General features: G+C 72.6%; 18 protein-coding genes and 1 pseudogene. 6 read left to right on the top strand and 13 right to left on the bottom strand.

Annotated features, from left to right (window positions below; translation table 11 throughout):
• Positions 1-6: 6 nt before the first annotated feature.
• The 3 genes from IE252_RS28180 to IE252_RS28170 are packed head-to-tail and all read left to right on the top strand — an operon-like array spanning position 7 to position 1,669.
• On the top strand, positions 7-672 hold the full coding sequence (locus IE252_RS28180; RefSeq protein ID WP_190092239.1) for a hypothetical protein: 666 nt from the start codon (positions 7-9) through the stop codon (positions 670-672).
• Positions 669-995 carry an RNase A-like domain-containing protein gene (locus IE252_RS28175; RefSeq protein WP_190092238.1) on the top strand — a complete coding sequence of 109 codons (327 nt, stop codon included), beginning with the start codon at positions 669-671 and terminating at the stop codon, positions 993-995. The genes IE252_RS28180 and IE252_RS28175 overlap by 4 nt, the downstream gene beginning before the upstream one ends.
• Positions 996-1,006: 11 nt before the next feature.
• Complete coding sequence (locus IE252_RS28170; protein WP_190092237.1) at positions 1,007-1,669, top strand: contact-dependent growth inhibition system immunity protein; 663 nt, start codon at positions 1,007-1,009, stop codon at positions 1,667-1,669.
• Here the strand turns inward: IE252_RS28170 and IE252_RS28165 are convergent.
• Positions 1,653-2,018, bottom strand: coding sequence for a hypothetical protein (locus tag IE252_RS28165; protein WP_190092236.1), 366 nt, complete (start codon positions 2,016-2,018; stop codon positions 1,653-1,655). The genes IE252_RS28170 and IE252_RS28165 overlap by 17 nt on opposite strands.
• Before the next feature lie 46 nt (positions 2,019-2,064).
• The gene (locus IE252_RS28160; RefSeq protein WP_190092235.1) at positions 2,065-2,694 is read right to left on the bottom strand and encodes a hypothetical protein; all 630 of its coding nucleotides are present in this window, start codon (positions 2,692-2,694) and stop codon (positions 2,065-2,067) included.
• Between the two features lie 149 nt (positions 2,695-2,843).
• Between IE252_RS28160 and IE252_RS44335 the strand changes: the two are divergent.
• Positions 2,844-3,317 (top strand): annotated as a pseudogene (locus IE252_RS44335) (NAD(P)-dependent oxidoreductase); the annotation flags it as partial.
• Complete coding sequence (locus tag IE252_RS44330) at positions 3,300-3,728, top strand: imine reductase family protein (RefSeq protein ID WP_373298631.1); 429 nt, start codon at positions 3,300-3,302, stop codon at positions 3,726-3,728. The pseudogene IE252_RS44335 and the gene IE252_RS44330, both read left to right, overlap by 18 nt.
• A gap of 5 nt (positions 3,729-3,733) precedes the next feature.
• Here IE252_RS44330 and IE252_RS28150 read toward each other — a convergent pair whose 3' ends face one another.
• From IE252_RS28150 to tsaB, 8 genes are all read right to left on the bottom strand, one after another.
• Complete coding sequence (locus IE252_RS28150) at positions 3,734-4,222, bottom strand: VOC family protein (RefSeq protein WP_190092233.1); 489 nt, start codon at positions 4,220-4,222, stop codon at positions 3,734-3,736.
• A gap of 91 nt (positions 4,223-4,313) precedes the next feature.
• Positions 4,314-5,561, bottom strand: a complete 1,248-nt coding sequence (locus IE252_RS28145) for an RNA polymerase sigma factor (protein ID WP_373298627.1) — start codon at positions 5,559-5,561, stop codon at positions 4,314-4,316.
• Positions 5,562-5,638: 77 nt separating this feature from the next.
• Positions 5,639-5,995 carry a YciI family protein gene (locus IE252_RS28140; protein ID WP_190092232.1) on the bottom strand — a complete coding sequence of 119 codons (357 nt, stop codon included), beginning with the start codon at positions 5,993-5,995 and terminating at the stop codon, positions 5,639-5,641.
• A 126-nt stretch (positions 5,996-6,121) separates the two neighbouring features.
• The gene (locus IE252_RS28135) at positions 6,122-6,979 is read right to left on the bottom strand and encodes a polysaccharide deacetylase family protein (protein ID WP_229848828.1); all 858 of its coding nucleotides are present in this window, start codon (positions 6,977-6,979) and stop codon (positions 6,122-6,124) included.
• 61 nt (positions 6,980-7,040) lie between these two features.
• Positions 7,041-7,307: a hypothetical protein gene (locus IE252_RS28130; protein WP_190092230.1), complete on the bottom strand. Its 267-nt coding sequence runs from the start codon at positions 7,305-7,307 to the stop codon at positions 7,041-7,043.
• Positions 7,304-8,407, bottom strand: a complete 1,104-nt coding sequence (gene tsaD, locus IE252_RS28125; protein WP_190092229.1) for a tRNA (adenosine(37)-N6)-threonylcarbamoyltransferase complex transferase subunit TsaD — start codon at positions 8,405-8,407, stop codon at positions 7,304-7,306. Before tsaD ends, IE252_RS28130 begins: the two co-directional genes overlap by 4 nt.
• On the bottom strand, positions 8,407-8,880 hold the full coding sequence (gene rimI, locus IE252_RS28120) for a ribosomal protein S18-alanine N-acetyltransferase (protein ID WP_190092375.1): 474 nt from the start codon (positions 8,878-8,880) through the stop codon (positions 8,407-8,409). Before rimI ends, tsaD begins: the two co-directional genes overlap by 1 nt.
• Before the next feature lie 17 nt (positions 8,881-8,897).
• Positions 8,898-9,551, bottom strand: a complete 654-nt coding sequence (tsaB, locus tag IE252_RS28115; RefSeq protein WP_190092228.1) for a tRNA (adenosine(37)-N6)-threonylcarbamoyltransferase complex dimerization subunit type 1 TsaB — start codon at positions 9,549-9,551, stop codon at positions 8,898-8,900.
• A 135-nt stretch (positions 9,552-9,686) separates the two neighbouring features.
• On the opposite strand from tsaB, the gene IE252_RS28110 reads away from it, so the two are divergent.
• The gene (locus IE252_RS28110) at positions 9,687-10,271 is read left to right on the top strand and encodes a hypothetical protein (protein WP_229848827.1); all 585 of its coding nucleotides are present in this window, start codon (positions 9,687-9,689) and stop codon (positions 10,269-10,271) included.
• Between the two features lie 139 nt (positions 10,272-10,410).
• Here the strand turns inward: IE252_RS28110 and IE252_RS28105 are convergent, their stop codons facing one another.
• The 3 genes from IE252_RS28105 to IE252_RS28095 all read right to left on the bottom strand — a co-directional run bounded on the left by IE252_RS28105 (position 10,411) and on the right by IE252_RS28095 (position 12,432).
• Positions 10,411-10,539, bottom strand: a complete 129-nt coding sequence (locus IE252_RS28105) for a hypothetical protein (protein ID WP_308434566.1) — start codon at positions 10,537-10,539, stop codon at positions 10,411-10,413.
• 203 nt (positions 10,540-10,742) lie between these two features.
• The gene (gene tsaE / locus IE252_RS28100) at positions 10,743-11,249 is read right to left on the bottom strand and encodes a tRNA (adenosine(37)-N6)-threonylcarbamoyltransferase complex ATPase subunit type 1 TsaE (RefSeq protein ID WP_190092226.1); all 507 of its coding nucleotides are present in this window, start codon (positions 11,247-11,249) and stop codon (positions 10,743-10,745) included.
• Positions 11,221-12,432, bottom strand: coding sequence for an alpha/beta fold hydrolase (locus IE252_RS28095; protein WP_190092225.1), 1,212 nt, complete (start codon positions 12,430-12,432; stop codon positions 11,221-11,223). The genes tsaE and IE252_RS28095 overlap by 29 nt, the downstream gene beginning before the upstream one ends.
• Positions 12,433-12,439 lie beyond the last annotated feature (7 nt).

Genomic DNA, 12,439 nt, shown 5'->3' with positions numbered 1-12,439 from the left:
AGTCACGTGCAGTCGTACACGGCGGCCCTGTTCACCGGCGGCCCGGTGGCGCACCTCCTCGACCTGGCCATCAGGGTGCAGGCGTCGCAGGGGGCGCTGTCCCTGGACGACGAGATCCGGCGATACGCCCGGCTGGTCGCCGCCTCGCAGACGGCGAACCGGAACTGCCCGGTCCGAACCGGGGCGGCCCTCCTCGATTTCCTCGGGGACCTCCTGGAGAGGAAGGCGCTCGGCGACGTCCCCCAGGAATTCACGGAAAAGCTTTCGGCTGCCTCAGAGGGCACCGACCCGGCGGAATACCTGCATACGCTCGCCGGGATCGTACGCATTCTGGACCGGGACCTTCCGCCCGAGTACGGCGAACTCCCCATGAACTCCTGGGAAGCCGGTCTGGCGTTCCCGTATCTCACCGGATTCACCGCGCAGCTGACCGACGACCTGGAATCCGCCACGGTCGCGGACGCGGTACGGGCGTACATCGCGGCGGAGCACCCCTTCTGCTCCGATTCCCTGGCGCCCTGGGCCGCCGAGGCGCACCGCGCCCTCGTCCTCTTCCCGGACGCGGCGGCGCAGCGGGAGAACCTGCTGCCCGCCATCCCCTGGATCTCGCCGGACGCCCTGCGCGAGCTGCTCGCGACCGTGGACGACCACATGCATCGGGAGCACTCGTGAGCCGTACGGAGAACAGCAGGCCGACCCGGAACCGTTCCGCCACCTACCCCGACCGCGAAACGGCCCACTGGGCGACCCAGCACGTGGTGACCCGCAACGAGCAGGTCATCCACCGCTGGCTGGCGCAGTCGGCCCGGCAGCGGCTCACCATCGAGGCCGCGTGGCCGTCGCGGGCCGAGCCGGTCGGGCGCGTGCTGCTGCAGGCGATGCTGCTGGCGGGGCGCGACCCCGTCGACGTGCGGGCCGCCCGCGTCGTCCTCAGGCGCACCGACGCGACCCCGCACGGCTTCGCCGTCCACGCCACCTTCCCCGTCTACCTCTGAAGGCGCGCCCGATGTCCCTCAAGCCGCTCGAACACGACCGCAAGTACGGCGAGCTGGACCAGGTCGTCCGCGCCTACCTCGGGCTGCGCGCCGACGACACCGCCGAGGCGCGCAGCGAAGCACTGGACGCCTATCTGCGCCACACCTGGCACACCCGCCCCTGGGCCCTGGCCACCGCCGAGGCCCAACTGCGTGAGTACGCCAAGAACCCGCCGGGCCGACTGCGCCTTCGCCTGGGCGAGTTCTACCCGGTGCCCGATGTGGGCCTCGCCGACTCCGGGGTCCAGGAGTGGCTGCTCGTCCTCGCCGACCACATCCGGCACAGCGTCGAGTCGGGCGAGGTCCCGCCCGCATCCGCACCCCGCACCCATTGGGAGTGGCACGCCCGCTTCCCCGAGCTCGGCCAGCTCCTCGGCGGCTGGTTCTCGCAGGACATGCCGGACGAGTTCGCGGACCACGAGGCTGCGCTCCAGGACTACCTGGCCACCACGGACCCGGCCCTCACCGCGCGCCTCGCGGGCGAGCTCCACGAACTCCTCGCCCTCCACCTGGACGACACCGCCTGCGCCGAGGCCCTGGCAGCCCTGGGCATGGAAGTCGACCCACCGGCCCCCTACGGCCCGGCGGCGTGGCTGACGGCGGTCGCGGACCTGCTGGCTACGCCAAGTCCGTGAGCTCCTCGGCGAACACCTGCGACAGCGGCTGCGGCCCCACGTACTGCTGGCAGTTGCACTGGCCCGACTCGTAGCGGACCGGGTGCTTGGACTCGTCCCAGGCGACCGGGATCTCCACTCGCTCGTGGCACTTGCCCTGCTTGTCGTGCTTGGCGAGGTGGTGGGTGCAGCCGCAGACCGGCTCCGGGGGGCGGTTGGCCGCCTCAAGGGCGAGGCGTTCGCGCTTGGCCGCCTCCAGGCGTTCGAGCTTGCGCTCGTGGCGGGTGCGCAGGGCCGTGCGGCCCGTGTCGGCCGCCCAGCCGAAGCCTCCCATCCAGAAGACTATGAGGACCCACCAGTACCATTCCATTTTTGTCGCCTTTCCCCCTGAGTCCGTGCGGCGTACGCACGTGCGTTCAGGATAGGTGCGGGGGTGGCACGAGGCGTAGGGCCCAGCGGCGGTGGGCCAGCGCCCTGGTGACGGCGATCAGGCCCGTCAGCCAGCACACCAGGCCCAGGCCCATCGTCAGGACCACCATGCCGTACGTGTCGTGTCCCGGCCGTGCCGCCGCCGGGACCGTCACGCACACGAACAGGCCCAGCGCGCACATCAGCCCGCCCGGCAGCAGCCAGGCCAGGCTCAGGCCGGGGGCCCGCAGCCGGGCGCCCGTCGCCGGGTGGCGGTCCAACTCCGACCATTGGGTGAGGAGTTGGCGGATTCTCGCATCCTTGCGCAGGCCCGCCACCATCGCCACCGCCGTCGGCACCACCGCTCCAAGACCGATCACCAGGCAGATCACCCCGAACAGCAGCGACAGCACGTCCAGCGACTCGGTGAACGCGATCACCGCCGTCCCCACGAACGCCCAGCCGGTGGCGAGCAGCACCGCCCAGCCCCAGTGCGCCGCGATCCGCCCCGGCCCCAACTGCCGTGCCACCAGGTCGTCCAGCACACCCGCGCGGTCCACGAGCAGGGCGTTCCGGTCGGGCCAGGCACGGATCTCGACCGGGGGCGGGGGCGGCGGCAGGGGCGTGCGGGGTGACATGTGCACGAGGTTACCGGCGGCCCGGCCACCCCCTCCGCCCCGTCCCCGTACGCACTTTTCGGTAAGTACGTACTTAAAAGTCGGTACTTGTTGGCCCCGGTGCCGCACATGAGACTCGGAACCGGCGACCTCACCGCCACCCCCACCACCCCTCCAAGGAGACCTCCCCCATGAGTTCCGTTTCCGTCGTCGGCCTGGGCGCCATGGGCACCGCCCTCGCCGACGCGCTCCTCGCCGCCGGGCACACCACCACCGTCTGGAACCGCACCCCCGCCAAGGCCGACCCGCTCGTCGAGCGCGGCGCGCTGCGGACCGGGAGCGTCGCCGAGGCCGCCCGGGCCGCCGACGTGGTGGTCCTCTGCGTCCTCGGGTACGCCGATGTGCACGCCCTCGTGGACGCCGCCGGGGACGACCTGCGCGGGCGCGTCGTCGTCAACCTCACCAACGGGTCGCCCGACGAGGCCCGCGAACTGGCGGACAAGGTACGGGTGTTGGGAGCCGAGTACCTCGACGGCGGCATCATGGCCGTCCCGGCGATGATCGGCCGCCCGGAGGCGCTGGTGCTGTACAGCGGCTCCACGCCCGCCTTCGAGGCGCACCGCGAGGTGCTGCAGGTCTTCGGCCGCGCCGTCTACCTCGGCGACGACGCGGGCCGTGCCCCGCTGCACGACCTGGCCATGCTGACCGGCATGTACGGGATGTTCGCCGGGTTCCTCCAGTCGGCCGCGCTGGTGCGGTCGGCGGGCGCGGACGTCGAGGAGTTCACGACCGCGCTGCTCGTCCCGTGGCTGCACGCCATGACGAGCCTCCTGCCGCGGATGGCGGCCCAGACCGCCAAGGGCGCGTACGCGACGACCGGCTCCAACCTCGCCATGCAGGTCGCCGCCCAGGACACCCTCGAAGGCCTCGGCCGCGCCCAGGGCGTTGGCACCGAGCTGCTCGCCCCGCTCTTCGACCTGATGCGGCGCCGCGTCGCGGACGGGCACGGCGAGGAGGACCTGGCCGGTGTGGTGGAGCTGCTGCACCGGCCGTGAGCCCGTCACTTCCCCTCGTACGCCGCCTTCAGCGCCGCCACGTCCAGCTTCCCCATCTTCATCATCGCGTCCACCATCCGGTTCACCGCCGCCCGGTCCTCGTCCGCACTGATCCGCTCGCTCAGATAGCGCGGCACGATCTGCCAGGACAGGCCGTACTTGTCCTTCAGCCAGCCGCACGGCCCGGGCTCGCCGCCGTCGGTCAGCCTGGCCCAGAGGCCGTCGACCTCCTCCTGGTCCCCGCAGTCGACGGAGAGCGAGATGGCCTCGCTGAAGGACCAGTCCTGCTTGCCGCCGTTGAGCGCCGTGTACTGCTGGCCGGCCAGCTCGAAGGTGACCGTCATGACCGAGCCGCCCTGGTGCGGGACGGCTTCCGGGTACCGCGTGGTCCCGACGATCCGCGAGTCCCCGCCGAAGACGGAGACGTAGAACCGCGCGGCCTCCTCGGCCTTGTCCTCGAACCACAGGAACGTCGTGATCTTCTGAGCGGACATGGGTGCTGCCTCCCTCTCGACCGGCCCTCCGACGCGGCTGCCGGCGGGTCTGGAAGGTAGACCGGGGGCGTTCCCGAAACTCATCGTCGGACTACGCGTCCGCTGCGCGCGCCCGCAGCAGCTCCCGCTCGCGCGCGTTGCGCGTCAGCTCCGCCGCGCGGGTGAACTCCGCGCGGGCCTCCTCCGTACGCCCGAGGCGTTCCAGCAGGTCGCCCCGGACGCTCGGCAGCAGGTGGTAGCCGCGCAGGGCCGGGTCGGCGGCGAGCGCGTCCACGATCGCCAGGCCCGCCCCCGGGCCCTCGGCCATCGACACGGCGACCGCCCGGTTCAGCTCCACCACCGGGGAGGGCGCGAGGTCCGCGAGCCGCCGGTAGAGCGCGGCGATCGCCGCCCAGTCGGTCTCCTCGTACGAGGCGGCCCGCGCGTGGCAGGCGGCGATGGCGGCCTGGAGCGCGTACGGGCCCGGGGCGCCGCCGAGTTCGCCCGCGCGGGTCAGCGCCGCGAAGCCGCGCCGGATCAGCAGCCGGTTCCAGCGGGAGCGGTTCTGGTCGGCGAGCAGCACGGGCGCGCCGGTCGCGTCCGTGCGCGCGTTGATGCGCGACGCCTGGATCTCCAGGAGCGCGGCCAGCGCGTGGACCTCGGGCTCCTCGGGCATCAGCCCGGCGAGCACCCGCGCCAGCCGCAGCGCGTCCTCGCACAGCGCCGGGCGCACCAGGTCGTCCCCGGCCGTCGCCGCGTACCCCTCGTTGAAGACGAGGTAGATCACCTCCAGGACGGAGGCGAGCCGCGCCGCGCGCTCCGGGCCGTACGGCACCTCGAACGGCACCCCCGCCCCGGCCAGCGACCGCTTGGCGCGGGAGATCCGCTGGGCGACCGTCGACTCCTGGGCGAGGAACGCGCGGGCGATCTCGTCCGTCGTCAGCCCGCCGAGCAGCCGCAGCGTCAGGGCGATACGCGCCTCGGTGGAGAGCACCGGGTGGCAGGCGGTGAAGATCAGCCGGAGCAGGTCGTCGTCGATCGCGTCCGGGTCCTCGGCGGCCGCGAACTCCGGCTCCACCGCCGCCTCGTCGAGGTCGCGGCCGATCTCGGCGAGCTTGCGCGCGTACGTCTCGCGGCGCCGCACCAGGTCGACGGCCCGGTGCCTGGCGGTGGCCGTGAGCCAGGCGCCCGGATTGTCCGGCACTCCTGTCTCGGGCCACCGCTCCAGGGCGGCGACCAGCGCGTCCTGCGCCAGCTCCTCGGCGATGCCGACGTCGCGGACGATCCGGGCGACGGCGGCGATGACGCGCGGGGCCTCGATCCGGAAGACGGCCTCGACCGCGTCCTTTTCTGTGCTCACGGGCAGTCATGAGAGCACCCGCGCGGCCCGGCGGCAATCGGCGCCGGGCCGGGGACACGGCGTCAAAGACAGGCTTCTCAGCCCTCGGCGATCTCACGGAGCTCGCAGGTGACCGTCCAGTGGTCCTCGTGGACCGTCAGGAACCGCTTGGTCCACTCGACCGCCTCGGCCTTGTCCTTGCACTGCAGGAGCGCGTAGCCGCCGATGACCTCCTTGGACTCGGTGAAGGGCCCGTCGGTCGTCGAGAGCTGCCCGCCCGACCAGGTGACCCTGGTGCCCTGGGCGGTGGGGGTGAGCCCGGCGGTGTCGAGCAGCACCCCGGCCTTGGTCATCTCCTCGATCAGATGGCCCATCCGCTCCATCAGCTCGGGGCTGGGGCCCTCGGCGGGGGCGTCGGCCTCGTTGATGCGGATCATCGACAGGTAGCGCGGCATGGTGGTTCTCCTCGGAACGTCCGGAAACCCGGAGGGTGGCGGCGGGGCCTTTCCCCGCCTCTCACCCTTACGTCGAACGGCCCGGGCCAGATTCGACACGGCGGGAGGAAATCCGCCCCACTTTTTCTAGACGTAGTCCTCCAGGCGCGCCACCGCGAAGCCCTGCTCCTGGATGTGGCGCAGCATGTTCGCCGTCATCTCGGTCATCGTGTGGCCCTTGAGCTCGCTCTTGCCGCGGAAGTGGGCCAGGATGATGTCGCCGGGGTGGAGCTTCTTGTCACCGCGCTGGTACTGCATGTTCTGGATCTGCATCGACTCGCGCCACAGCACGATCGACTGGATCCCGCACTCCTTGGCCGCCGCGCGCGTCGCCTCGTTCCAGTTGCCGTACGGCGGCCGGAAGAGCCGGGGTGCCTTGCCGTACTCCTTGGTCAGCTTCTCCTGCTGGCCGCATATCTGGTGCTGCTGCTGGGCGCCGCTCTCGGTGCGCATGTTGGGGTGCGTCAGGGTGTGGTTCTGGATCGCGTTGCCGAGCTGCTGGAGCGGCTTGAAGTAGCCCTTGTTGCCGCTGATCGCCGCGTCGGTGAGGAACATCGTGAAGGGGATCTTCAGGTCCCGCATCATCTCCACGAACCTGGGGTCCTTCTCGGCCCCGTCGTCGAAGGTCACGAAGACGACCTTCTCCTTGGTGGGGATGTCGCTGATCACCGGGACCTCGCCCGGCTTCGCCTTCACCGGCTTCTCGGCGGGCGGCGCCGGGGCGGCGGGCAGCGGCTTGAGGCCCCACTTGCGGTACGCGGCCGCGCTCGCGGGGCCGTCCCCGGCGCCCTCGGCGGGCCCGGAGGCCGACGTGGCGGGCGCGGGTGCCGTACCGCCGCCGGTCTTCGCGGGGCCGCTCCCCGAGTCGCCGTCGGACGAGCAGCCCGTGGCGAGCAGCACCCCGGACAGGACCAGTGCCGCCGCTGCCGCGCTCTTCTTACCCACTGTGTGAACCAACCCCGAACCGCCGACCGATACGCCCTCTGCGTACAGATCGATGCAGAATTCAGGCCGGAGGTTCCACTCCGAGTGACTCGAAGCGCCAGCGGTGTACCGGCCGGGTCACCAACTCCCCGTCGGGCTCGGGCAGTTCGGGCAGCTCCGCGTCGTACGCCGCGTCCCACCAGGTGATCACGAGCACCCGGTCCTGGGGCGCCGCGAAGACCTCCCGGCGCACCGGCGGGTACGGCAGCGGCTGGGCCCGGGCCCAGGCGAGGAGGTCCCCGCCCCGGCCCTGGACCGCCCGCGCCTCCCACATCAGGGCGACCGTCACGGGTACAGGTTCTCCTTGCTGACCTCGTGCACATGGTCGTGGTCGTGGGAGTGGCCCGCGCCCGGCACGTGCGGGTCCGTCACCGGCAGCGAGGAGTCCGCCGACAGGTCGAGGTCCGAGGCGGGCCGGTTGCGCGCCACCATCTCCGCGCCGAGCGCCGCCACCATCGCGCCGTTGTCCGTGCACAGCCCGGGCCGGGGCACCCGCAGCCGGATGCCCGCCTTCTCGCAGCGCTCCTGGGCGAGCGCGCGCAGCCGCGAGTTGGCCGCGACGCCGCCGCCGATCATCAGGTGGTCCACGCCCTCGTCCTTGCAGGCCCGGACGGCCTTGCGGGTCAGGACGTCGACCACGGCCTCCTGGAAGGAGGCCGCCACGTCCCGCACCGGCACTTCCTCGCCCGCGTTCCGCTTCGCCTCGATCCAGCGGGCCACGGCCGTCTTCAGCCCCGAGAAGGAGAAGTCGTACGCCGGGTCGCGCGAGCCGCTCAGTCCGCGCGGGAACGCGATCGCCTTCGGGTCGCCCTCCTTGGCGAGCCGGTCGATCACCGGGCCGCCCGGGAAGCCCAGGTCGAGCACGCGCGCGATCTTGTCGAACGCCTCGCCCGCCGCGTCGTCGATCGTCGCGCCCATCGGGCGGACGTCGGCGGTGATGTCGGGCGCGAGCAGCAGCGAGGAATGGCCGCCGCTGACAAGCAGCGCCATCGTGGGCTCGGGCAGCGGCCCGTGCTCCAGCTGGTCGACGCAGATGTGCGAGGCGAGGTGGTTCACGCCGTACAGCGGCTTGTTCAGGGCGTACGCGTAGGCCTTGGCGGCCGAGACGCCGACGAGCAGCGCGCCCGCCAGGCCGGGGCCCGCCGTCACCGCGATGCCGTCGAGGTCCCGGGCGGAGATCCCGGCCGTCTTCAGGGCGCGCTCGATGGTGGGGACCATCGCCTCCAGGTGCGCGCGCGAGGCGATCTCGGGCACCACGCCGCCGAACCGGGCGTGGGTGTCCACGCTGGACGCGACGGCGTCGGCGAGCAGCGTCGTGCCGCGCACGATGCCGACGCCGGTCTCGTCGCAGGAGGTCTCGATGCCGAGTACCAGCGGTTCGTCAGCCATCAGTCAGTCTCTTCTGTTCCTCGGTCGTGTTCCTGGACGATCAGGCGCATCACGAGCGCGTCGACGTTGCCCGGCTGGTAGTAGCCCCGCCGGAATCCGATGGGCTCGAAGCCGAAGCGCTCGTAGAGCTTCTGGGCCCGGGTGTTGTCCACCCGCACTTCGAGCAGGACCTCGTCGCACTCGAAGGCGGTGGCGTGCTTGAGCAGGTCGGTCAGGAGCCGGGCGCCCAGGCCCGTGCCCCACTGGTCGCGGGCGGCGGCGATGGTCTGGACGTCGCCGAGGCCGCCCGCGGCCGCGAGGCCCGCGTAGCCGACCAGCCGGCCCGACCCGTCCTCGGCGACCACATAGCGCCGGGTGGCGCCCGGGCCCCTGGCGTGCGCGAGCTCCGACCAGAACATCCCCGCCGACCAGGCGTCCTCGGGGAACAGGTCGTGTTCGAGCGCGAGCACCGGTTCTATGTCCCACCAGCGCATCTCGCGGAGCACCACGCTCACTGGGGAGTGACCACCTTGTAGTTCTTGGGCACCTGCGCGTCCGGGCGGCGCAGGTACAGCGGCACCGGCGCCAGGAACCCCGCGCCCGCCGCGAGCCGCTCCGCCGCGAGCGACGCCAGCGCCGCCGCCGACTGGTGCTCGGGGCCGCGCGCGTCCGGAAACACCTCCGGGTACAGGACCGCGCCCGCGCCGACCACCGGCACCCCGGCGACCTGCTCGGCGATGTCGGCGGGCCGGTCCACGGACGGCTCGCTCACCCGGGTGCGGAAGTCGTCGTAGCGGGCCCAGTAGACCTCTTTGCGGCGCGCGTCGGTGGCGACGACGAACGGCTCCTCGATGCCGGAGGCGTAGGCGAGGCCGTCGAGCGTGCACAGCCCGTGGACGGGCACCCCGAGGACCGAGCCGAAGGTCGCGGCCGTCACCAGGCCGACGCGCAGTCCCGTGTACGGGCCGGGGCCGACCCCGACGACCAGGTCGGTGACGGCGTCGAGCGTGAGCCCGGCGTCCCCGAGCACCTGGTGGACGGCGGGCAGCAGCAGCTCCCCGTGGCGCCGGGCGTCCACCCGGCTGGTCTCGGCGACGACGTCCGTGCCGTCGTGCAGGGCGACGGTCACGGCGGGGGTGGCGGTATCAACGGCGAGCAAGAGCACGCGAACAGCCTACGGCCACGGCGCCGGGGGCACGGCGTCCCGCCCCGGCCGCCCCCGGCTGCTACCGTCAGCCGCAGATATGACCGCAGGCTTGTACACATCCGTAAGCCTGTACGTACGAAAGGGGCGAGCCAGGTGGCAAGGAGCAGCTCGGGATTCGTGGCCGGGCTCACCGCGGCCGCGCTCGCGGTGGTCGGCTTCCTCGCCTACCAGGCGTCGGCGAACTCCCCGTCGAAGGCCGATCTGGCCGCGCCGGGCACCACCGTCTCGCCCGCGCCGAGCTCCTCGGCGGCCGTGCCGCCCAAGGGCAAGACGCCCTCGAAGAACGTGACGGCGCTGCCGGAGAACTCCGGCGTCGGCCCGCGCGTCGTGTACTCGCTGAGCGCCAAGCGCGTCTGGCTGGTCGGCACCAAGACACTCAAGGGCCTGGCGCCCAAGACCTTCGAGGTCATGCCGTCGACGGTCAGCCCCAAGCCCGGCAACTACGCGGTGACCTCGCGGGCCGCGTCCGTCGCCGGCTCGGACGGGGTGCAAATCGAGCACGTCGTCCGGTTCGCCACCGTCGACTCGGTCACGATCGGCTTCAGCGCGGCGGTCAACGGCAAGGTGGCCACCCCCGACCCGAGCAAGCGGACGGGCGGCATCCGGATGAAGCGCGAGGACGGCAACGCGCTGTGGACCTTCGCCACGATCGGCTCGAAGATCGTCGTGGTGCCGTAGGGCTCCGCCCGGGTGCGGTAATTCGACTGCGGGCCGTCTGTGGCTGGTCGCGCCCACGCGGCGGAGCCGCACATCGTCACGGCCCCGCGCCCCTGAGGGTGCGCTGCCGCACCCGTACCGTTAGTTACACCCGAAAGAGTTAAGCGGCGTCGCGCCGCACGCCTTTCTCCTCGGCCTTGGCCGGCGACCGTTCCTCGTCCGGCTCCGCCGGATTCGGCGGGGTCGAGACGGCGTTCGCCGCCGCGCAGGAGGCCAGCAGATCGCTCATGGACACACCCTGCGTACGCCGCGGCTGCGCTGCGCGCTCCGACACGGTCATGGCGGCCTCCCGGCTCCTGGAGAAGGCGTGGTTAGGTAGACCTAACCAGGTCTCTCCTACCATGTGACCACGCCCGGCGGGACCCGCGCAACATTTTGCCGACGGCTTGTCGGAACGTACGTGTCCCACGCGCCCCGCCCCGCCACAGGCGGCTACAGACCGTCGATCCCGGCTGCGGACCACCTCGTACCCAGACCGGTCACGGTCACCACCCGGCGGTCGTCGTCCGTCTCGCCGACCACCCGGTCGATGACCACGTGCAGCCGGTCGTCGGAGAGCTCCTCCACCTTGCCGTCGCCCCACTCCACGACCACCACCGAATCCGGCAGCGAGACGTCGAGGTCGAGGTCCTCCATCTCGTCCAGACCGCCGCCGAGCCGGTACGCGTCCACGTGCACCAGGGCCGGGCCGCCGGTCAGGGACGGGTGGACCCGGGCGATCACGAAGGTGGGGGAGGTCACCGCGCCGCGCACCCCGAGGCCCTCGCCGAGGCCGCGCGCCAGTGTCGTCTTGCCCGCGCCGAGCTCGCCGGTGAGCAGGACGAGGTCGCCGGGGCGGAGCAGTTTGGCGATCTTGCGGCCCAACTCCTGCATCTCGGCCGGGGAGTCGAGGGTGAGCCGGGTGGTGGCGTCAGTGGCCTGGCTGTGCGGTGCTTCCATACGTGCCAACGTTAGTCGCCTCCGGCACCGCGCCGACCCGCACCAGCAGGTCCGCGAGGCGGTCGGTGACCGTCTCGGGGTGCTCCAGCATCACCAGGTGCCCGCCGTCGGGCACGATGACCAGCTCGGCGTCCGGCAGCAGGTCCGCGATGGACTCGCTGTGCGAGCTGGGCGTGACCAGGTCGCGGTCGCCCGCCAGGACCAGCGCGGGCACCTCGGCGAAGATCTGGAGCGCCGCCTCCTTGTCGTGGTCGTCGAAGGCCGGGTAGAACTCCGCGACCACGTCGATCGGCGTCCCCTCGATCATCCGCTCCGCGAACCGGGCCACCGCCGGGTCCACGTCCTTCGAGGAGAACGAGTAGCGCTTGATCATCCCGGCGAACAGGTCGGCCGTGGCCCGCCGCCCCCGCTCCACCAGCTCCGCCTGCGAGCCCAGCGCCTTCAGCACACCGGGCAGGATGCGGCGCACCGCGTTGACCCCCGCCACCGGCAGCCCGTAGCTGACCTCGCCGAGCCTGCCCGAGGACGTACCGACGAAGGCGACGCCGACGACCCGGTCGCGGATCAGCTCCGGGTACTGGTCGGCCAGCGCCATCACCGTCATGCCGCCCATCGAGTGCCCCACCAGCACCAGCGGCCCCTCGGGGGCGGCCGCGTCCAGGACCGCCTTGAGGTCGCGGCCCAGCTGGTCGATGGTGACCGGCTTGCCCTGCGTCTGCGCCTCGCCGCGCGCCGAGCGGCCGTGGCTGCGCTGGTCCCAGTGGACGGTCCGCACGACCCCGCGCAGCGCGGCCCGCTGGAAGTGCCAGGCGTCCTGGCTCAGACAGAAGCCGTGCGAGAAGACCACGGTGACGGGCGCGGGCGCCTTGCGGCCGAACAGCCGCCGCTTGCGCGCCCCGTTGACCTTGGCGGCCGGCTCGGCCTCGTCGGTCTCGTAGTAGAGCTCGGTGCCGTCGTCGGCGTACGCGCGCCCCGGCGTGCCGCGCAGCGCGCCGTACGGCCCCGCCGCGTCCAGCGCGAGCCGGGCCTTCTTGCGCATGCCGCGCCCGACGGTGAGCCGCTCGACCGCGACCCCGGCGGCGGCCCCCGCCGCGACCACGCCTATCGCGGCCCCGGCCAGACCCGCCCGGCGCCAGCTGCCCACGGCCGCCCGCGCCACGTCCCCCGTGCTGGTCTCGCTCACCGTGCCG

The organism is Streptomyces melanogenes (assembly GCF_014649795.1).
In the GTDB taxonomy this organism is placed as follows: domain Bacteria; phylum Actinomycetota; class Actinomycetes; order Streptomycetales; family Streptomycetaceae; genus Streptomyces; species Streptomyces noboritoensis.
The sequence above is the reverse complement of the archived record's forward strand: the minus strand, read 5'-3'. Positions and strand labels throughout refer to the sequence as shown.